The organism is Haloferax sulfurifontis (assembly GCF_014635105.1).
Classification (GTDB): domain Archaea; phylum Halobacteriota; class Halobacteria; order Halobacteriales; family Haloferacaceae; genus Haloferax; species Haloferax denitrificans.
In genome coordinates, this window is record NZ_BMCI01000002.1 from 446,633 (window position 1) to 461,877 (window position 15,245).

Consider the following 15,245-nt stretch of genomic DNA (forward strand, 5'->3'; position numbering starts at 1 on the left):
GATGCAACAGGCACGCGTTCGGCTCGCCGGCACGAGTCCGGAAGACCTCGACGATATCTGCGACGACGTCCGCGAGATCGCGAACAAGACGGGCGTCAACCTCAGCGGGCCGATCCCGCTGCCCACGAAGACGCTCGAAGTCCCCGCCCGCAAATCGCCTGACGGCGAGGGGACGGCGACGTGGGAGCACTGGGAGATGCGCGTCCACAAGCGTCTCATCGACCTCGACGCTGACGAACGCGCTCTGCGCCAGCTGATGCGCGTTCAGGTTCCGAACGACGTCAGCATCGAGATCGTCCTCGAAGACTAACGACGGCGCTGTCCGGGCTCTCCCGGACCGCCCGTTCGTGACGGCCCGCCCGTCACACTCGCGGCTGTCGAGGCGCGCGTCCGGAGGACTCTGCCTCCGAGCTGACCTTCAGCGCTAAGGCGCGTGTCATCTCACCTTCCGTTCGACACGCGAGCAGATGCCCGCAGAATCGCCCGACGGAACGGGATGCTATCGCATGCCCGACCGCGGACAAAACATAGGGTATAAGTGTATCCCACGACTCCGTGGGAATGAGGGCTCGTAGATCAGTGGCAGATCGCTTCCTTCGCAAGGAAGAGGCCCGGGGTTCAAATCCCCGCGAGTCCATCAAATTTTAACTCGCTTTCGAAGGTTCTAAAAACCGGAGCGACAGCGTTCGTAGCTCCATTTCTCGCGTTCGGGAAGTCGGAAGAAAGACCCCGCCTATCGAGAGTTCACGAGACTCGGTTAGTCGGGTCTTCGCTGTCTGTCGATGAATCGAGTGATTTCGGGGGTCAGCGATGAGACGGTTCTGCCCGACCTGTGGGTCACGTCTCGCAACGACGACGAGTCGCGGCGGACTCCCTCGTCGTACCTGTCCCGAGTGCAACGGGGGTGGAGCGTAGTGCAGTATCTCGACTTCAAACGCGAGCGTGACGAGGCGACGACCTCGTGGGAGCGAGGCGACCCCGTCGCCGCGCTGGTCGAGCGCACCGGCCCGACGACCTACCTCGTCACCCTGCCGGGCGGCGAGACGCACGCCGTCGAGTACGGCAAAGAGCGCGGTGCTCGCGTCGGCGGGTGCGACTGCAAGGGCTTCGAGTTCCGCGACGACGAGGACTCGCCGTGCGCCCATCTGTGCGTCCTGCGGAAAGCCGAGTGGTCACACAACCACTTCGGAGACGCCGCCGGGCGCGATGTCACCGACGACCCCATCACCGCCCACGACACCGCCGAGCACGTCGCACCGAACGCAACCGAACCCGAGCCCGACCTTGTCGCCGACGGTGGCGACATCGTCGAGGCACCGACCACCGGACACGACGGGCGCGTCTTCGGGCGCTCGGAGGACCAGCTATGACCTGCACCACCTACTCCCGAGCACCAGCACCACGAGCCGGCCAGCCCCGGCGCTCGCGCGGGCGCGCACACCCCCGCGCGAATAGGCCTCCTCGTACGACCACGGGGGGGCGTACTGCCATACTCCGTATCGCCGCCCCGTCTGCGTATTACGACTGTGAAACGGTGCAGTACAGAGGTGCGCTATGAGCCGGATGAAAACCGAGCGGACCGAGAGCACGACGGTGACCGTCCGCGTCGGCGAGGACCTGAAAGAAGACTACACCAGCGCCCTTGATGGGTCGATAAGCGACGACCTGCGGACGCACATGGAAGAGGTCGCGAGAACCGTGCGCGACGAGCCCGACGACGACAACCTCCCAGACGACGAGGCGCTTCGAGACGGCTACATGGCGCTCCGGCGGACCGCCGAGGCGTACGACCCGAGTGGTCGCCGCCTCGACGTTGGGACCGCTATCTCGAAGGTCGCCGAGCGAGCGGGCATCCCGAAAGACGCCGTCCGTCGTCGCGTCCTGAAGCCGCTCGAACAAGAGGGGTACATCGCACCGAAGTGGGGCGACATCATCGTCTACCGGCCTGAGGAAGCAAACGCGAGTGCGAATCGGGGCACCCCGACGAAGAAGAGTACTAGCTAAGAAGAGTCGTCGTCGGTCTTTTTTTGCTGTCCGAACCGCCGCTGTATCTGCGCCTTCAGCACTCCCGAAATCGCCGAGAGTGGGAGCGCCGCGACTGCGAGGAGTTCCATCGGGCTGAGAGTGACACTACCGTCCATCGTCGTCCTCCCCGCCGTCGGTCAAGACCGCACGGACCGCGTCGTCGTCGACGGCGACGTCCAAGTCACGAGCGACTTGGTGCGCGTCGACGCGCGGGACGCCCGAGGCGAGCGCGACGAGGGCGGCGGCGATGCGCCGGTCCCGCCACTCGCGCCGGACGAGCTCGGCGACGACCGCGACGAACGTCGCCACGTCGGTCGCGCTCCCGAGCCAGCCGACGTCGACGAACAGCGCGTCACTCATCGTTGACCACTCCTGCGACGATTTCGAGGAGGGGACGGACGAGATAGAGGACGACGAGCCCGCCGACGAGCAGGACGCCAATCCAGACCGCGTCGGCGAGTCCGGTCCCGCGGGTCGGGTTGCTCGGCTGGCCGTCGACGGGGTCCTCAATCCACGGCGACTGGCCGGGGCCGGCGGTGTTGCCCGCATCATCGTCGAACAGCGAGATGAGGCCACCGACCCCCTCGTCGAAGTTGAGCGCCGCCGCGTCCGCCGCCCCTGCGACCGTGTCGGCCGGGTCGCGGACGGCCTGACCGGGGTCGCTGACGAAGTCGCCGATGCCGCCGAGCCAGTTGTTGCTCCCGTCGCCCCACGTCGAGGTGCCGTTGGTGTCGACCACGTCAGTCACCCCCTCCGAAGACGACCGCGCCGATGGCGACCACCGCGGCCGCCGCGAGCGCGAGCAGGTTGCGACGTGACCCATCGCCGTCGAGGAGCCAGCCGACGAGCGGCGCACTCTCAGCCGCACCCGTCGTCGACGGACTCGACGAGCCGCCCGGCGACTCGGTCGAGGTCGGGGACGACGCGCTTCCGGTCTCGCCCTCTTGGATGACCTCGCCGTTGAGACGGAGAGTCGCCCAGTCGGGCGCATAGATGCCGTCCTCGACGCCATCCTCGATTTCGCCGGTGAACTCGACGGCGTCGCGGTCGCCGCCGATGGAGCCCTGCACGGTGTCGCCGTGGACTTTGTCGTAGCCGCCGCCATCGAGCTCCGCGCCGAGGATGGTCCCGCCGTCGATGCTGAAGTTCCACGGCGACGGTTCGCCGCCGGTGATGTAACTCGGCCCGCCGCCGACGCGCTCGCGCACGGCCTCGGGCGCGCCGATGATTTCGAGGACGTTGGTCGCGCTCACGACTCCTCACCTCCTGCGACGAGTGCGACACCGACGGCGACGACGGCGACGACGCCGGCCGCGCCCATCGCGAGCAGGCCGTCCGACGACCCGTCGCCGTCGTCGACCTGCCCCATGCCTGCCAACTGCTCGCGCAGGTTGCGGACCTGCTCTCCGATGACGGTCGTCTCGTCGACCGACGGCGTCCCGGAGCCGACGACGTTGCGGACCTCGTCGGCCACGTCCTGAACGCTGTCGTAGCCGCCAGAGAGACGGTCGGGGTCGATAGAGACCATTCCGTCGTCTCCGACGGTCACCTCGTCGCCGTCGCTGTTTTCGTTCGGGTCTGGTGAGATGATGTCGACGACCGGGTCACCGCCGCCGGGCATCCCGGATTCGGAGTTCGAGGGGTCCGGCGGGTCCGGAATCGACCCGTAACCCCCCCCGTCGTAGTCGCCGCTGTCGACCACGTTGTCGTCGTCATCATCGTCATCGTCGCTGCTGCTACCGATGCTGTCAGCGAGTTGGTCGGCCGGGTCCTCTCGCGGGTCGACGCGCTCGCCGGCGCTCGGAGAGTCGTCGGGTGCGAAGATAGCCATCAGTTTCCACTCCGTGAGAGTGAGACGATAACTCCCATTTCGTCGTCGACTTGCTTCGATTCGACAGTCACGGTCTGCTCACCGTCGTCAGTCTCTCGGATGTAACTCTTGCCAATCTCTGCATCGAAAGGACCAGGGAACGGGTCCATCAGTAAGTGGCCTCCTCGACCACGAGTTTGATAGACCGGTGGTTGGGCTGTTCGACGTCGAGCAAGTTCTTGTATTCAAACTCCAAGGGAGAGTCCGAGGTCGCAAGCATGGACCGGACAGCTTGCCCCTGCGCGGTCGATTCCGGGGGTTGCCCAACATCCGAGTTAACCCAATAGGAATTCCAGAAGGATAGACGTTCCGTCGAGTGGAACGACGAGCCCTCAAGCGTTGATGCTCTTGAACCGAGTGGGCGGATGATAAGCATATGCTTTCCATCGGATGCATCTGGGGTCTTCGCATCGAACTGCATAGCGCGCACAGTCCAGACTGCTCCGTCTGGAGCGAACACTTGTGTCTCTTCGGTTGCGCCAGAGTCGAGCGTGCTTGTCTGATCGAATTCGACGTTTTTGAGGTTAGGACGGTTCTGAGTGGCAACGGTCTGCCCGCCCCCCTGCGTTCCGGGCTGACTCCACGGTGGTCGACCGGGCATTCAGAACACCCCCCCGATGACGCGACGAAGTCCACCGAGGTAGTCGACGGTCGGCATTGCGCGGAATCGGTAGCTGTAGTCGGTGCTTGCGTTGTCGGCGATGATGACGATTTGGTCTCCTTCTTTCATCTCTGTGTTCACGTGGAACGGTTCACCCGACGGCTCGCCGGTGATGAACTGCTCACCGTCGCCGTAGGTCGGGATGTCGGTGTCTTCGTGCGATTCGGGATTCTCCGGGTCACCACGGAGTCGACGAACGACCGGACGTAGTTTGAGCGCGTCCTCGCTGCCGGGCGTCGACCAGATTCGAAGCTGCTCGACGGTGCAGTCGGCGGGCGCGGTCCATGCCTTCTCGAAGCCGATCGTGTCCGCGGGGACTGGCTTCCCGATATACGGCGTCTCGCGGCGCTCGTCGGTCGTGAGCTTCGATAAAATTCCCATGGTGGGACCTCTACAGCGAACTCCGGTACAGCATCACGTCGGATGCCGCCGGGTCGATTTCCTTGCCGTCACTGTTCGAGTCGGCGTCGACGCGGAACTCGACGTAGCGACCGGGCTTCGCGTACGGCGCGAGGGCGTACATCAGCGGTCGCTCGGTCGGGTTCTGGTCGGCGAACTCTGCGAGGAGCGAGAGGTCTCCGAGCTTGCGGGTGTAGAGGGCGCGACCGTCGGAATCGGTGATGGCCGCGTAGAGCGTGCCGCCGATAACGTCGCCGGCGGTGCCGGTGCCGTTCCCACTCGCGACGAGCTTCGTGTGCATCGGCGAGGCGTCTGCGCTCTCGCGGTTCTTCCCGCCGGCACCGAACCAGAAGTCCTTGTCCTGCGGGACCTTCTCGCGATAGACCGTGACCTCGGCACCCGACTTGAGGGTGTCTTGGTCGATGTCGTCGCTTCGGATGGGTCGCACGTCGCCGTCGAGTTCGGCGAGGTTCTCGTTGTAGCCGAGTGTACCTGGCATCGGTTAGACCCCCGGAATGCTCACGTCGTCGTCGGTGACGCCGGCTTTCTGCCGTATGCTGTTGTACACGTACGCTCCTGCTCCGACGACGCCCATCGTGAGGGCGACGCCAACAACCCCGAGACCGAGGTTCTGTGCGGATTCACCGGGGTCGTCGGTGTCGACCTCGATGCCGAGTAGTTCAAGCGGTACTTTTGCCATTGCGTCTCCGACAACGGGCGATTGTGAAAAAGTTCGAAGTGTAGTGGAATACGCTCAACAATTCAATTATTGAGCGTCGTACAGCACTCGTTATTTTACATTCACGGTCGCCTGACTGTTCGACACAGTATGATTGGCTACCCGACACTAGTTCTCGGCACGCTCGTGGCCTATCTCCGGGCTTCGGACGAGACGAGACCATTCGTGAAAGGAGCGTTCGGAATCGGCATCCTCGGCGAGTGTGGCGCACTCAGCGGTGCAGTACACGTCACTCAGTCGGGCGTCTCGATGCTCGGAGGGCTCATCGCATGAACGGCAGTAAAGAGCCTCAGAACCCCACAGACCAGCAATGCGAGCATTGCGGACTGTACTACGCGGCGCAGGGAATCCACAACCACCAGCCGGGGTGCCCGCTTCGAGACTGGGACACGATGATTCAGCCGCTCGACGGTGCTGGCGAGCCAGCCGGCGAGCGCGGTTCAGCCCCCGATAGTGACCCGGCGAACCCGCCCGAATCGGGGGACATCGAAGTGTCGGACACTCAGAAGGCGATGACCGACGGCGGAAACCCCATCCACGGCGCGCCTGAACCCATCACGGACGGCGGAAAGGACACCGAGGAAGTCGACGGGTGCCCGGACTGCGGGTCCGACGACTACGTCGACGCCGACGCGGTGCTCCGCGCTCGCAACCCGTCCGCGAAGAACACGGCGCTTCTGAGCCAGCACGACCGCGTCTGCATCGAGTGCGGGGAGGCGTACGATGCCTGAGGACGGCGAGACGCCGACCCCGCCGTCGCCGGGTGACACGTTCGTCCGCAACGCCGGCGTCCCGAACGCGGGCGGTGCGGCGAACCACGCGGCCGCTGAGGGCGCGCAGGCCGACGCGGGCGAGAGCGATGGGGACTCCTCGAAAGGAGTCTTCGCGGCGCTCTTCGACGCGGACGCGACGGGTCCGGCGGTCAGCCAGCTCCGGTCGGAGTACCCGGACCTCCCGCGAGGGTCGCACTACCTCCTGCGGATGCTCATCCGCGTGAGTGGTGGCGACGGCACCCCGCCCGTGGTCGACGGAGCCGTCGGAACGACTCTCCTCGGACTCCAGTACCTCCCGTCGGAGACGGCGCAGGACGGTGGCGAGGACGAGAGCGACAGCAGTAGCGACGAGGGCGTCGACGACGACCTCGCGCCGCTCGCGGGTGTGGGAGGTGCGTGACGATGCAGGCGTACCACACGGTCGTCACCGGCGACTCCGGCGGCGGGAAGACGACCCTGCTACGCGAGATGCAAGCCGAGTTCCCCGGCCTGAGCATCTGGGTCAACTTCACCGATACGGACGGCATCTCCGGGCGCGACCTCGACGACGCCGCGACGGTCCGGTCGGTCGGCGAAGCTCGCGCGTCGGACGCGACGCGACTGAACTGGGTGACCGACTCCCCGCTCGAAACGGCGCGGCAGGCGCGGACGGTCGCCCACGAGTACCACGAGGCGACCGGCTTCCCGACGCAGGTCATCATCGACGAGGCGCAGAACGTCCTCCCCGACGGCGAGGTCGAGCCGGACAACCCGGTGAAGCGGATGCTACACGAGGACCGCGACAAGGGGCTGAAGGCCGTCCTCGCTACGCAGGACCCCTCGGACCTCGATTACACGCCCATCAAGCAATGCAAGTTCTGGGTGTGGGTCGGTGAGTGGGCCGTGTTCCACGACGGCTTCCTGCGGTACTTCTCGATTCCGCGCGACGACCTCCCGACCGAGCCGTACCAGTACGTCGTCTTCGACAAGCGGATGAACGTGCTGCACCGCGCGGAGACGCAGGAGGCGTTCGCATGAACACGCACTTCCGATTCGGCGGGACGCGGGTGTATCTCCAGCCCGTCGAGGACGACGAGACCGATGTCGTCGACGCGCTTCGGACGCTCGCCGAGTGGCTATCGGACGACGTCGTCTCGTGGTGGACCTACGACGTGCCGCCAGAGTCGCAGATACAGGACCCCCTGACGACCGACGCGAAGAAGGCACTCGTCATCTCGTGGGGTGAGTCGCGTGAGTAACACTGACTCGGAACCGAAGACCAAGAGCGACGTGTACCGCGACCGGAACCTGCTCGCGCTCGCGTTCATCACGGCCTACACCGAGGTTCGAGCGTGTCCGGAGTTCGGATGGTGGCCTGACACGGACGACGTGAACGGCGAGTCGTGGGCGGTGGTCTGGGTGAACCTCCCGATGGGGCAAGTCGGCTGGCACATCCGTCGCGAGGACGTTCCCGACGCGATGCCGAAGCGGGACCCCGAGTACGACGGCTACACGACCGCGGAGAAGAACGACCGGCTTCAGAGGTACGTCGACGCCGTGATGGAGGTCGTCTATGGCGAGTGACGAACTCATACTCGGATACCCTGAGCCGTCGCCGTCGAGTCGGTTGCTCGCGGTCGTCAGGGAGTTGGCCGGGCTCGCGCTCGCGGTCTACGTCGCGGCGCGCGCGGCTCGTCGAGGATGGAGGGACGGCCGGTGACGCCCTTCGAAATCATCGTGACGGTGGCAATCGCGATGCACTTCTGTGAGAGACTGTTCATCTGGATAGCGGCTCTGCACGCACCATGACGTTTCCCGATGTGACCCGCCGCGAGATGCGGCGAATCGACGAGCGCGCAGGCGACGAGAACGGCGAGTTCGCCGAGCGTCGTCTTCGTCCTGCTCGACGAGAACGGGTCACCGGTCGACCACCGCCGGATGCGGCCGTCAACGGTGTGGTCGTTGGTCCGCGACGAGTTCGGCGGGTGGGACGACTCGGGTCACCAAGAGATGGGGAAGCAACAGAAGGTGCCCGTCGACGCGATTTTCTGAGTCAGAGCCCGTAGAGTTCCGCCCGGTCGAGCGCCCGGCCGATGGTCGAGCGCGCGCAGTCGAGTCGCTGAGCCGCTTTCCGTTTCGAGAGCTCATCCTTCTGCACCATGTCGAGGACTGCGACGACATCGTGGTAGTTGTCCGCCTCGACCAGCTGGCCGTCGTCCTTCGAGAACCCGAGCGGGGCCGGTCCGTGGTGGTAGTCCTCGGACTGCTGTCGGGCGGCGATTCCTTCTCTGACGTTCATCTGCTTCACCCGTGCCTGCCACTCGGCGAACGCACCGAGCATCTGCATCTGTAGGCGGTGCATCGGCTGGTCCTTCCCGTCGCCGAAGGAGAGCCCGTCGCGAACGAAGTGGACTTCCGCGCCGGCGTCGGTCACACGCGAGACGGTGCGCTCCAAGTCCTGAAGCGACCGGGCCATCCGACTGATTTCGTGAACGACGACCGCGTCGACCTCCCCGCTGTCGACGTGGTCCATCAGTCGACGGTAGCCCGACCGGTCCGTGTTGGTCCCGGTCGACTTGTCTCGAAACACTTCGACATCGGCGAGGGTCGCACCGAGGTCGTCCTGCGCGAAGCTCGTCGTCGAGTCAATTTGTCGGTCGAGATTCTGGTCGGCGGTCGACACCCGAACGTAGCAACCTACAGCCATGGTTACGGACATGGGTGGCTACAACTTAAAGAACAGGACTAACGGACAGTCTGTCGAAAGACAATTGTTCTTGGACAGGTCAGCCGATGTTCTCAACCTGCACCGACAGACGCCAAACCGTAATCGAGAGACCGACGACGACGACACCGAGGACGATGACGGTCAGCACGAGGATGACGTAGGACGCCTGCAGTAGCTGAAGTGCCTCGGTGACATCGTACTGAACGAGCCGCAGGTCGTACACTCGCGCGAAGCTCGCGAGCGCGCCGTAGAGCCCGCCCATCGAAATCAGAACAAGAAGCGTCAGTTGCCAGTTCTTCCAGATGTTTCGGATGAAACCCATGCCGAACACGTCAACTGCCCGTGGTTTTAATCCTCGCTCTCGCTATAAACAAACTGACTATGAGCGTTCAAGTACTTCTGACGGTCTCGATGCCGTACGAGAGGATAGAGTGGATTGACGATGCGAAACCCGATGACTGGACTAGAGAGCGGTGGGTGCGTGAAGTGATTCGAGAGAATGCACAACCGAGCCAGCGAAAGTGAGTTTGAAGGCGAGTTAGAGCGGGTCGTTACTCTGGTTGTCGAAGTCGTGCGGGCCGTTCTTTCGGCGGTCGACCTCTTTCTTCACAGCCGCTTCGATTAGCTCCTGTCGCTTGTCGTACTCCCACGGTTCGAACAGTTCGTCCAGCATCTGGTCGACGGCAATCGTCGATTCGGTCGCGTACCGAAACCAGATACTCTTGGACTGGCCGGGGAGTATTCGGCGCTCTATCCGGTCCTCGATGTCGTCCTCGAACCGGAAACTCGCCTGTGCCATGATAATTGAATTATTGAATTACTCTTACTAAGTGGTGACGCTTGCCGGTTGTATACTTGTCCCCAATTGTTAAGTGAATACATGAATACAGACAGGATGTAATGTCCCGGAATGTGACCGTCTCCGTCTCGATGCCAATCGAGATGGTTGACGACATCGAAGAAATAGCGAAAGTGCACAAGATGAGCCGTGCTGGCTACATTCGGCACCTCATCCGTCAGGCACCTGACTCACCGTTTAGAGTTCCAGAGCACAAACTGACCGACGAAGCGCCTGCAGAAGCATGAGGGGACCCGCCAAAGTGCCTGCCAGCAACCCGACGGTCCCCGGTTCGGAGCAGTCGCGCGCGGCACGTAAGTCCAGCGTTGCGTACTGCGTCGAGGTGTTCTGACCGTGACGACTGTTCACTCGACGCCGGTCGCGGTCATCCCTCACGGAGTCGCGTTCTACTTCGAGAGCGGTAGCGACGAGACTGTTCGACACGAGGGCCGAATCGTCCTCTACGACGACTACATCCGTCTCTGCGGCGGTCCACTTCCGTCGTGGGTCCCCTGCGAGAACGTCGAGCAGGTGTTGGAAGGATGAGTGACGATGCGTTCGACGTGAAGCTCGTCGTCACCCGCGGCACCGGGTCGCAGGACAAAGAGAAGATGCAGGTCGAGGTCTCGGCCGACTCGCTCGAAGAACTCGACGAGAAGGTGAACGGTGCCCGCGAGCGACTGCGCGAGTGGGCCGACGACATCCGCACCATCCAGCCCGACGGCCGCCGTCGACACGACGACGCCCAGACGGAACTCGGAGGTGTCAACGCGTGACCGACCTCGAACCGCTCTCCCCCGAGGAGGGCGTCACGCGCTTCCTGCGTCACCGCGAACCGAGCGTCCGCGCGTCGACCCTGCAGAACTCGCGCACCCGACTGAACCACTTCCTCGACTGGTGCGACGAGGTCGGTATCGAGAACCTGAACGACCTGTCCGGCCGCGACCTCGCCGACTTCGTCGCGTGGCGCCGAGGTGACATCGCGCCCATCACGCTCCAGAAGCAACTGAGCACCGTGCGGGCGGCGCTCGGTTTCTGGGCCGACATCGAGGGCGTCGAGGACGGCCTTCGCGAGCGCGTTCACGCGCCGGAGCTTCCCGACGGAGCCGAGTCGCGCGACATCCACCTGTCGGCGGACCGCGCCGAGTCGATTCTCGACTACCTCGACCGCTACCAGTACGCCAGCCGCGAGCACGTCATCATGGCGTTGCTCTGGCGGACCGGAATGCGTCGGGGTGCGCTTCGGGCGCTCGATGTCGGCGACCTGCACGCCGACGACCACGCCGTCGAGTTGGTTCACCGGCCGGAGACCGATACCGCTCTGAAGAACGGCACGAAGGGCGAGCGGTGGGTCTACCTCGGTCCCGAGTGGTTCGAGGTCGTCGACGAGTACGCCGCGACGAATCGGCACGATGTCGTCGACGACCACGGCCGCCGCCCGCTGATAACGTCGAAGTACGGGCGTCCGACCGGCGATACCATCTACAAGTGGGTCGGAAAGCTCACGCGCCCCTGCGAGTACGGCGAGTGTCCGCACGACCGCGAGCGACCGACGTGCGACGCGGTCGGGTCAGACGGCTATCCGAGTCGGTGCCCGTCGTCGCGGTCGCCCCACGCCGTTCGTCGAGGACACATCACGGCCTACCTCAACCGCGAGGTCTCGCCGGAGACGATTTCGGAGCGGTCGGACGTGTCGCTCGACATCCTGTACCAGCACTACGACGCGCGGACCCCGCGCGAGAAGATGAACGTTCGAATCCAGAACCTGCCATGAGTCACAACAGTACCTGCCAGCCGCACAGCCCCGTGCGATTCCCGACCGGGACCTTCCCCGCGAGTCCACTACCATTTTCGCGACGCAACTCAGCGAGTCGTGACTCCGCGAGGAGTCAGACGAGTACCTTCTGCGTCGCGTGATGTAGTGTCTGTTCGAGCGGGGATTTGAATCAGGGAGCGAGAGGTGAGCGAGCGTCGCGAGCGAACGGGAGCGACCGTGGTTCAATATCCCCGCGAGTCCACTACTATTTTGGCGACGCAAGACTATGAGTCGTAACTTTAGGAGTCCGGCGATCACTACTGCGTTGCGGACAGATGCACGTCCAGTTTCTCATTTCTGTCCCATGCCGAGTTGATATGCCACGAAGTACGTACTGAACATTGATATAAGAAGTACGGTGCAGAACGTGCTTAGAAAATAGAAGAGTTCAACGATTGAATTTGGTGAGTTGACACCAAGAAACCGTGATACGACCGCAGAGAATCCAATAGGGGGTAGCGAAACAACCACCAGTACAAATTTACTGGACCATGCGCTGGACCGCCCCAGCATGAAGTCTTTTGGAGGGGTATCCATACTATAATCACACGCAAACAAATGTTTTTAAATCATCAATTTGTCTCACGGCCTGGGCTACTGCTATTTTCGTGACGCCACTCAACGTGGCGACCCCCGAGTTTAGCGCTCGCGGGGGACGCGTCGTCGCCGCGGAGTCGGTTGGCTTGCTGACACGCCTTCACTTCCGCCGAACCCGACACTTTCACTCCGCTCATGGCGGACTCTCTTACCATCTCGCTCCGAGGCCGTCGGTATGGAAACACGACGAGGCGAACCCCCGTCAGATCCGACGGCCCTCTTTCGAGCCATCGTCTCGAAACTCCGCGAGACGCGCGGCGGTGTCCACCAACACCGCATGGCGCAGGCGCTCCTCCAGCGGGACGCCAACGGCTCGCGGCTGGTCGGACTCGACGAAGCCACCGAGCGGGCGGTCTTCTTCAACCCCGCGTCGCGGACGCTCGAACTGATACCGTTCGACCGGGAGGGGACCCACGAGGAGCGCGCGGAGGTGCTGTCGCGTCGGCTGAGCGACCCGTCGTCGTGGGTCGAAGCCAACGCCGCGGGGCTGTCGTGGGTTCACCCGCACTTTCGGTGGGTCTGTGGGTTGGACGACGCCGGGCCACCGTGAGTCGGCAGTCGTGCGCCGACAATCCGTCGTCACGTCCGACCGCGGTCGGTGTCCGACCGTGAAGAATTATACGCACGCCCCGCGCACAACACGTCCATGAACGACGAGGAACTCGACGAACTCCGGTCGTCGCTTACGCCCTACGAGTCCAGCGGGGGCGTCACCACCTACCAGAACACCGTCTCCATCGCCTGTCCGGCGTGCGAGAAACCGTTCGACGACTTGGTCGTCTGCGAGAACGACTACAACAGTCTCGAACTGAGCATGATGCTCGACCTCTGTGTGACCCAGCACGACGGTGACGTGTTGCTGTTCACGCACAAACAGGAGGACTAGGCGGTCGCGGCGGGAGCGCAGTCGGCCGCTTCGCTCTCTCATTCGGTCGACTCCGTAGCTCCGCGGTCGTCTCGCCAGTCGCGGCTGGTGATTTTGTCGGTCGAAAGCGAGTCGGTCGAACGGGAGCGACCGCCCGGTTATTCGCGCGGCGGGAGGCCGTTTTCGTCGATGACCTCGCCGTCGTCGTCGACGGTGACGATGCCGCGGTTGTTGACGGCGTAGGGGTCCAAGCCGACTTCTTGGAGGAACTGCTTGTAGAGTCGCTCGGCCGTCTCGGCGTCCTTCTGGCGGTCGGAGGCGCGGTCACAGAGTTCCACGAGGTCTTCGGGCACGTCGTTTTCGTGGACGATCCAGTGGTTGATGAGGTCCGACAGCCGCCGGATGGGAGAGGTGAAGTGGCCGTAGATGTCGAAGTTGAGCGCGTAGTGGCCGCCGAAGGGGTCGTTCATGTACTTCGCGCGGGGCATGACCTTCAGCACGGCGCGCTGAATCTTGTTGAGCGTGCGGGAGTTCGCGCTCTCCAAGGCGTCGTTGACGGCCTTCCGGGGCTCGTCCCACGACGTGGACTTGATGCTCACGCCGTCGAGTTCGGTGATTTCGCGGAGCGCCTTGTCCCACTGGTCGGGAGTGGGTTGCGGGTGGACGCGGTACATCGCCTCGACGCCGCGGTTCCACATGAGTTCGTGCGTGACGGCCTTGTTCGCCTTCAGCATGCACTCCTCGATGATGGTGTGGGCGCGGTCGCGGCTCGGGTTGAGGACGAGCGAGCCGTCTTCCTTGCGCTGTTCGTGGAGTTGGTCGGCGAGGTCGAAGACCAGCGCGTTCTCCTCGTGGAGGGAGAGGTCGGGGTCTTCCAGCCGGTTTTCACACTGCGTGTAGGTGAGGCGTTCGTCGGAGTGGATGACGGACTTGTAGATGTCGATAGACTCGAACGAGAGCGTGTCCTTCTTGATCTCCATCTCGACGGTGTGGGCGAGGCGGTCTTCCTCGGGGACGAGGGAACACACTGTCTCGGCCAGCGCCGGCGGGAGCATGTGGATAGTGTAGGCGGGGAGGTAGACGGTGTTGCCGCGCTTGACGGCCTCGGCCCACATCTCCGAGCCGGGGTGGACGTAGTGGGTCACGTCGGCGATGTGGACCCACAGCGTGTACGTCTCCTCGTTCTCGCGGATGCTCAGGGCGTCGTCGAAGTCCTGGGCGTCGACGGGGTCGGTCGTCCACGTCGTGAGGTCTCGAAGGTCTTTGCGGTGTTCGAGCTCGTCTTCGATTTCCTCGTGGACGCCGTCGGTGCGCGCACGCGCCTCCGAGAGGACTTCCGGCGGGAACTTGTCTCGAATCTCGAACTCCTCGAACAGGTCCTCGCGCTTGTTCTGGAGGTGTCGCGCGAGTTCGGCGTCTATCTCCACCGGTCCTTGCCCTTCGGCGGTCCCGGCGTACGCCTGCGCGTCGTCTGACATAGCCCCGACTAGACGGGGCAGGGAGAAATGAGTGTCGGGCACGAGCCGCGACGTGCGAGAATCGATATCACTCGTCAGCGCGCGTTTGCGCGGTTCGGTGACGGACTGGTGGAGCCGACCTCAGCGACCGCGCTCGCCGGGCGATTCGTACCGCTCTTTGACCGCGTCGAAGTACCGAAGCAGGAACTCCTCGTTGGAGATGCCGTGTTCTTCGATGTCGACGAGGAGGCCTTCGAGCTCCTCGCGGGGCTGGTGACAGAGTCCCCGGTAACAGGCCTTACAGAGGTGTTCGAACCGCTTGCCGTGTCGTTCCCAGCGGTTCCCCTCTTTGTCGTACTCGCGCGCCGCCGACCGGAGGACTGCGTCACCGCATGCGATGCACACGACACGCTTCCGGTCCCGGTTCGTCCGGGAGCGCCACATATCGTTGGAGTGGACCCAATCGTACTTAGCAGTTTACCCCGATACAGTCTGCCG

The 15,245-nt window shown here is 63.9% G+C and carries 31 protein-coding genes and 1 tRNA gene; 17 read left to right on the forward strand and 15 right to left on the reverse strand.

Features of this window, described 5'->3' with window-relative positions:
• Position 1: 1 nt before the first annotated feature.
• The 4 genes from rpsJ to IEV64_RS06790 all read left to right on the forward strand — a co-directional run bounded on the left by rpsJ (position 2) and on the right by IEV64_RS06790 (position 2,004).
• A complete protein-coding gene (gene rpsJ / locus IEV64_RS06770) occupies positions 2 to 310 on the forward strand; it encodes a 30S ribosomal protein S10 (RefSeq protein ID WP_004044563.1) in 309 nt (102 codons plus the stop codon).
• A 255-nt stretch (positions 311 to 565) separates the two neighbouring features.
• A tRNA-Ala gene (locus IEV64_RS06775) sits at positions 566 to 637 on the forward strand.
• Positions 638 to 914: 277 nt separating this feature from the next.
• Positions 915 to 1,370, forward strand: coding sequence for a hypothetical protein (locus IEV64_RS06785; protein WP_188423488.1), 456 nt, complete (start codon positions 915 to 917; stop codon positions 1,368 to 1,370).
• Positions 1,371 to 1,554: 184 nt separating this feature from the next.
• A complete protein-coding gene (locus IEV64_RS06790) occupies positions 1,555 to 2,004 on the forward strand; it encodes a helix-turn-helix domain-containing protein (RefSeq protein WP_229722537.1) in 450 nt (149 codons plus the stop codon).
• Here the strand turns inward: IEV64_RS06790 and IEV64_RS06795 are convergent.
• From IEV64_RS06795 to IEV64_RS06840, 10 genes are all read right to left on the reverse strand, one after another.
• Positions 2,001 to 2,141 carry a hypothetical protein gene (locus IEV64_RS06795; protein ID WP_008612879.1) on the reverse strand — a complete coding sequence of 47 codons (141 nt, stop codon included), beginning with the start codon at positions 2,139 to 2,141 and terminating at the stop codon, positions 2,001 to 2,003. The two genes, IEV64_RS06790 and IEV64_RS06795, sit on opposite strands and share 4 nt — an antisense overlap.
• Complete coding sequence (locus tag IEV64_RS06800; RefSeq protein WP_188423489.1) at positions 2,131 to 2,385, reverse strand: hypothetical protein; 255 nt, start codon at positions 2,383 to 2,385, stop codon at positions 2,131 to 2,133. The genes IEV64_RS06795 and IEV64_RS06800 overlap by 11 nt, the downstream gene beginning before the upstream one ends.
• A complete protein-coding gene (locus IEV64_RS06805) occupies positions 2,378 to 2,764 on the reverse strand; it encodes a hypothetical protein (RefSeq protein ID WP_188423490.1) in 387 nt (128 codons plus the stop codon). The genes IEV64_RS06800 and IEV64_RS06805 overlap by 8 nt, the downstream gene beginning before the upstream one ends.
• Position 2,765: 1 nt before the next feature.
• Positions 2,766 to 3,278 (reverse strand): hypothetical protein, encoded by a 513-nt coding sequence (locus tag IEV64_RS06810; RefSeq protein ID WP_188423640.1) that lies wholly within the window; start codon positions 3,276 to 3,278, stop codon positions 2,766 to 2,768.
• A complete protein-coding gene (locus IEV64_RS06815; RefSeq protein ID WP_188423491.1) occupies positions 3,275 to 3,856 on the reverse strand; it encodes a hypothetical protein in 582 nt (193 codons plus the stop codon). Before IEV64_RS06815 ends, IEV64_RS06810 begins: the two co-directional genes overlap by 4 nt.
• The gene (locus IEV64_RS06820) at positions 3,856 to 4,005 is read right to left on the reverse strand and encodes a hypothetical protein (RefSeq protein ID WP_188423492.1); all 150 of its coding nucleotides are present in this window, start codon (positions 4,003 to 4,005) and stop codon (positions 3,856 to 3,858) included. Before IEV64_RS06820 ends, IEV64_RS06815 begins: the two co-directional genes overlap by 1 nt.
• Positions 4,005 to 4,316 (reverse strand): hypothetical protein, encoded by a 312-nt coding sequence (locus IEV64_RS06825; RefSeq protein WP_188423493.1) that lies wholly within the window; start codon positions 4,314 to 4,316, stop codon positions 4,005 to 4,007. Before IEV64_RS06825 ends, IEV64_RS06820 begins: the two co-directional genes overlap by 1 nt.
• Before the next feature lie 180 nt (positions 4,317 to 4,496).
• Positions 4,497 to 4,937 (reverse strand): hypothetical protein, encoded by a 441-nt coding sequence (locus tag IEV64_RS06830; RefSeq protein WP_188423494.1) that lies wholly within the window; start codon positions 4,935 to 4,937, stop codon positions 4,497 to 4,499.
• 10 nt (positions 4,938 to 4,947) lie between these two features.
• Positions 4,948 to 5,454: a hypothetical protein gene (locus tag IEV64_RS06835; RefSeq protein ID WP_188423495.1), complete on the reverse strand. Its 507-nt coding sequence runs from the start codon at positions 5,452 to 5,454 to the stop codon at positions 4,948 to 4,950.
• A gap of 3 nt (positions 5,455 to 5,457) precedes the next feature.
• Entirely contained in the window at positions 5,458 to 5,655 is a 198-nt protein-coding gene (locus tag IEV64_RS06840) for a sugar kinase (protein WP_188423496.1), read from the reverse strand.
• A gap of 129 nt (positions 5,656 to 5,784) precedes the next feature.
• On the opposite strand from IEV64_RS06840, the gene IEV64_RS06845 reads away from it, so the two are divergent.
• The 7 genes from IEV64_RS06845 to IEV64_RS06875 are packed head-to-tail and all read left to right on the forward strand — an operon-like array spanning position 5,785 to position 8,166.
• Positions 5,785 to 5,967 (forward strand): hypothetical protein, encoded by a 183-nt coding sequence (locus IEV64_RS06845; protein ID WP_188423497.1) that lies wholly within the window; start codon positions 5,785 to 5,787, stop codon positions 5,965 to 5,967.
• Positions 5,964 to 6,425, forward strand: a complete 462-nt coding sequence (locus IEV64_RS06850) for a hypothetical protein (protein WP_229722539.1) — start codon at positions 5,964 to 5,966, stop codon at positions 6,423 to 6,425. Before IEV64_RS06845 ends, IEV64_RS06850 begins: the two co-directional genes overlap by 4 nt.
• A complete protein-coding gene (locus IEV64_RS06855) occupies positions 6,418 to 6,867 on the forward strand; it encodes a hypothetical protein (protein ID WP_188423498.1) in 450 nt (149 codons plus the stop codon). Before IEV64_RS06850 ends, IEV64_RS06855 begins: the two co-directional genes overlap by 8 nt.
• Positions 6,868 to 6,869: 2 nt before the next feature.
• A complete protein-coding gene (locus tag IEV64_RS06860) occupies positions 6,870 to 7,484 on the forward strand; it encodes an ATP-binding protein (protein WP_188423499.1) in 615 nt (204 codons plus the stop codon).
• On the forward strand, positions 7,481 to 7,705 hold the full coding sequence (locus IEV64_RS06865) for a hypothetical protein (protein ID WP_188423500.1): 225 nt from the start codon (positions 7,481 to 7,483) through the stop codon (positions 7,703 to 7,705). The genes IEV64_RS06860 and IEV64_RS06865 overlap by 4 nt, the downstream gene beginning before the upstream one ends.
• Positions 7,698 to 8,030: a WDGH domain-containing protein gene (locus tag IEV64_RS06870; protein WP_188423501.1), complete on the forward strand. Its 333-nt coding sequence runs from the start codon at positions 7,698 to 7,700 to the stop codon at positions 8,028 to 8,030. The genes IEV64_RS06865 and IEV64_RS06870 overlap by 8 nt, the downstream gene beginning before the upstream one ends.
• Complete coding sequence (locus IEV64_RS06875) at positions 8,020 to 8,166, forward strand: hypothetical protein (RefSeq protein WP_188423502.1); 147 nt, start codon at positions 8,020 to 8,022, stop codon at positions 8,164 to 8,166. The genes IEV64_RS06870 and IEV64_RS06875 overlap by 11 nt, the downstream gene beginning before the upstream one ends.
• Positions 8,167 to 8,499: 333 nt before the next feature.
• Here IEV64_RS06875 and IEV64_RS06880 read toward each other — a convergent pair whose 3' ends face one another.
• From IEV64_RS06880 to IEV64_RS06890, 3 genes are all read right to left on the reverse strand, one after another.
• Positions 8,500 to 9,153, reverse strand: a complete 654-nt coding sequence (locus IEV64_RS06880) for a recombinase family protein (protein WP_188423503.1) — start codon at positions 9,151 to 9,153, stop codon at positions 8,500 to 8,502.
• A gap of 79 nt (positions 9,154 to 9,232) precedes the next feature.
• Positions 9,233 to 9,496 (reverse strand): hypothetical protein, encoded by a 264-nt coding sequence (locus tag IEV64_RS06885; RefSeq protein WP_008612858.1) that lies wholly within the window; start codon positions 9,494 to 9,496, stop codon positions 9,233 to 9,235.
• A 216-nt stretch (positions 9,497 to 9,712) separates the two neighbouring features.
• On the reverse strand, positions 9,713 to 9,973 hold the full coding sequence (locus IEV64_RS06890; protein ID WP_042666122.1) for a hypothetical protein: 261 nt from the start codon (positions 9,971 to 9,973) through the stop codon (positions 9,713 to 9,715).
• A gap of 101 nt (positions 9,974 to 10,074) precedes the next feature.
• Between IEV64_RS06890 and IEV64_RS06895 the strand changes: the two genes are divergently transcribed.
• The 6 genes from IEV64_RS06895 to IEV64_RS06920 all read left to right on the forward strand — a co-directional run bounded on the left by IEV64_RS06895 (position 10,075) and on the right by IEV64_RS06920 (position 13,311).
• Positions 10,075 to 10,260, forward strand: a complete 186-nt coding sequence (locus IEV64_RS06895) for a ribbon-helix-helix domain-containing protein (RefSeq protein WP_042666125.1) — start codon at positions 10,075 to 10,077, stop codon at positions 10,258 to 10,260.
• Between the two features lie 106 nt (positions 10,261 to 10,366).
• Positions 10,367 to 10,558, forward strand: coding sequence for a hypothetical protein (locus IEV64_RS06900; protein WP_115860522.1), 192 nt, complete (start codon positions 10,367 to 10,369; stop codon positions 10,556 to 10,558).
• Positions 10,555 to 10,788 (forward strand): DUF7389 domain-containing protein, encoded by a 234-nt coding sequence (locus IEV64_RS06905; RefSeq protein ID WP_188423504.1) that lies wholly within the window; start codon positions 10,555 to 10,557, stop codon positions 10,786 to 10,788. Before IEV64_RS06900 ends, IEV64_RS06905 begins: the two co-directional genes overlap by 4 nt.
• Entirely contained in the window at positions 10,785 to 11,786 is a 1,002-nt protein-coding gene (locus IEV64_RS06910) for a tyrosine-type recombinase/integrase (RefSeq protein ID WP_188423505.1), read from the forward strand. The genes IEV64_RS06905 and IEV64_RS06910 overlap by 4 nt, the downstream gene beginning before the upstream one ends.
• A gap of 814 nt (positions 11,787 to 12,600) precedes the next feature.
• Positions 12,601 to 12,975 (forward strand): hypothetical protein, encoded by a 375-nt coding sequence (locus IEV64_RS06915; RefSeq protein ID WP_007274976.1) that lies wholly within the window; start codon positions 12,601 to 12,603, stop codon positions 12,973 to 12,975.
• A 96-nt stretch (positions 12,976 to 13,071) separates the two neighbouring features.
• Positions 13,072 to 13,311, forward strand: coding sequence for a DUF7385 family protein (locus tag IEV64_RS06920; protein ID WP_004969070.1), 240 nt, complete (start codon positions 13,072 to 13,074; stop codon positions 13,309 to 13,311).
• Positions 13,312 to 13,448: 137 nt separating this feature from the next.
• Here the strand turns inward: IEV64_RS06920 and IEV64_RS06925 are convergent, their stop codons facing one another.
• Together IEV64_RS06925 and IEV64_RS06930 are read right to left on the reverse strand one after the other, a co-directional pair.
• Positions 13,449 to 14,768 (reverse strand): RNB domain-containing ribonuclease, encoded by a 1,320-nt coding sequence (locus IEV64_RS06925; RefSeq protein ID WP_188423506.1) that lies wholly within the window; start codon positions 14,766 to 14,768, stop codon positions 13,449 to 13,451.
• 120 nt (positions 14,769 to 14,888) lie between these two features.
• The gene (locus IEV64_RS06930; RefSeq protein ID WP_004969072.1) at positions 14,889 to 15,191 is read right to left on the reverse strand and encodes a DUF7562 family protein; all 303 of its coding nucleotides are present in this window, start codon (positions 15,189 to 15,191) and stop codon (positions 14,889 to 14,891) included.
• Positions 15,192 to 15,245 lie beyond the last annotated feature (54 nt).

Bases quoted from the DNA above. Each gene is read 5' to 3' on its own strand.
- rpsJ (WP_004044563.1), top strand. From the start codon at position 2: ATGCAACAGGCACGCGTTCGGCTCGCCGGCACGAGTCCGGAAGACCTC.
- IEV64_RS06790 (WP_229722537.1), top strand. From the start codon at position 1,555: ATGAGCCGGATGAAAACCGAGCGGACCGAGAGCACGACGGTGACCGTC.
- IEV64_RS06795 (WP_008612879.1), bottom strand. From the start codon at position 2,141: ATGGACGGTAGTGTCACTCTCAGCCCGATGGAACTCCTCGCAGTCGCG.
- IEV64_RS06800 (WP_188423489.1), bottom strand. From the start codon at position 2,385: ATGAGTGACGCGCTGTTCGTCGACGTCGGCTGGCTCGGGAGCGCGACC.
- IEV64_RS06815 (WP_188423491.1), bottom strand. From the start codon at position 3,856: ATGGCTATCTTCGCACCCGACGACTCTCCGAGCGCCGGCGAGCGCGTC.
- IEV64_RS06820 (WP_188423492.1), bottom strand. From the start codon at position 4,005: ATGGACCCGTTCCCTGGTCCTTTCGATGCAGAGATTGGCAAGAGTTAC.
- IEV64_RS06825 (WP_188423493.1), bottom strand. From the start codon at position 4,316: ATGCAGTTCGATGCGAAGACCCCAGATGCATCCGATGGAAAGCATATG.
- IEV64_RS06830 (WP_188423494.1), bottom strand. From the start codon at position 4,937: ATGGGAATTTTATCGAAGCTCACGACCGACGAGCGCCGCGAGACGCCG.
- IEV64_RS06835 (WP_188423495.1), bottom strand. From the start codon at position 5,454: ATGCCAGGTACACTCGGCTACAACGAGAACCTCGCCGAACTCGACGGC.
- IEV64_RS06840 (WP_188423496.1), bottom strand. From the start codon at position 5,655: ATGGCAAAAGTACCGCTTGAACTACTCGGCATCGAGGTCGACACCGAC.
- IEV64_RS06845 (WP_188423497.1), top strand. From the start codon at position 5,785: ATGATTGGCTACCCGACACTAGTTCTCGGCACGCTCGTGGCCTATCTC.
- IEV64_RS06850 (WP_229722539.1), top strand. From the start codon at position 5,964: ATGAACGGCAGTAAAGAGCCTCAGAACCCCACAGACCAGCAATGCGAG.
- IEV64_RS06855 (WP_188423498.1), top strand. From the start codon at position 6,418: ATGCCTGAGGACGGCGAGACGCCGACCCCGCCGTCGCCGGGTGACACG.
- IEV64_RS06860 (WP_188423499.1), top strand. From the start codon at position 6,870: ATGCAGGCGTACCACACGGTCGTCACCGGCGACTCCGGCGGCGGGAAG.
- IEV64_RS06865 (WP_188423500.1), top strand. From the start codon at position 7,481: ATGAACACGCACTTCCGATTCGGCGGGACGCGGGTGTATCTCCAGCCC.
- IEV64_RS06875 (WP_188423502.1), top strand. From the start codon at position 8,020: ATGGCGAGTGACGAACTCATACTCGGATACCCTGAGCCGTCGCCGTCG.
- IEV64_RS06880 (WP_188423503.1), bottom strand. From the start codon at position 9,153: ATGGCTGTAGGTTGCTACGTTCGGGTGTCGACCGCCGACCAGAATCTC.
- IEV64_RS06885 (WP_008612858.1), bottom strand. From the start codon at position 9,496: ATGGGTTTCATCCGAAACATCTGGAAGAACTGGCAACTGACGCTTCTT.
- IEV64_RS06890 (WP_042666122.1), bottom strand. From the start codon at position 9,973: ATGGCACAGGCGAGTTTCCGGTTCGAGGACGACATCGAGGACCGGATA.
- IEV64_RS06895 (WP_042666125.1), top strand. From the start codon at position 10,075: ATGTCCCGGAATGTGACCGTCTCCGTCTCGATGCCAATCGAGATGGTT.
- IEV64_RS06905 (WP_188423504.1), top strand. From the start codon at position 10,555: ATGAGTGACGATGCGTTCGACGTGAAGCTCGTCGTCACCCGCGGCACC.
- IEV64_RS06915 (WP_007274976.1), top strand. From the start codon at position 12,601: ATGGAAACACGACGAGGCGAACCCCCGTCAGATCCGACGGCCCTCTTT.
- IEV64_RS06920 (WP_004969070.1), top strand. From the start codon at position 13,072: ATGAACGACGAGGAACTCGACGAACTCCGGTCGTCGCTTACGCCCTAC.
- IEV64_RS06925 (WP_188423506.1), bottom strand. From the start codon at position 14,768: ATGTCAGACGACGCGCAGGCGTACGCCGGGACCGCCGAAGGGCAAGGA.
- IEV64_RS06930 (WP_004969072.1), bottom strand. From the start codon at position 15,191: ATGTGGCGCTCCCGGACGAACCGGGACCGGAAGCGTGTCGTGTGCATC.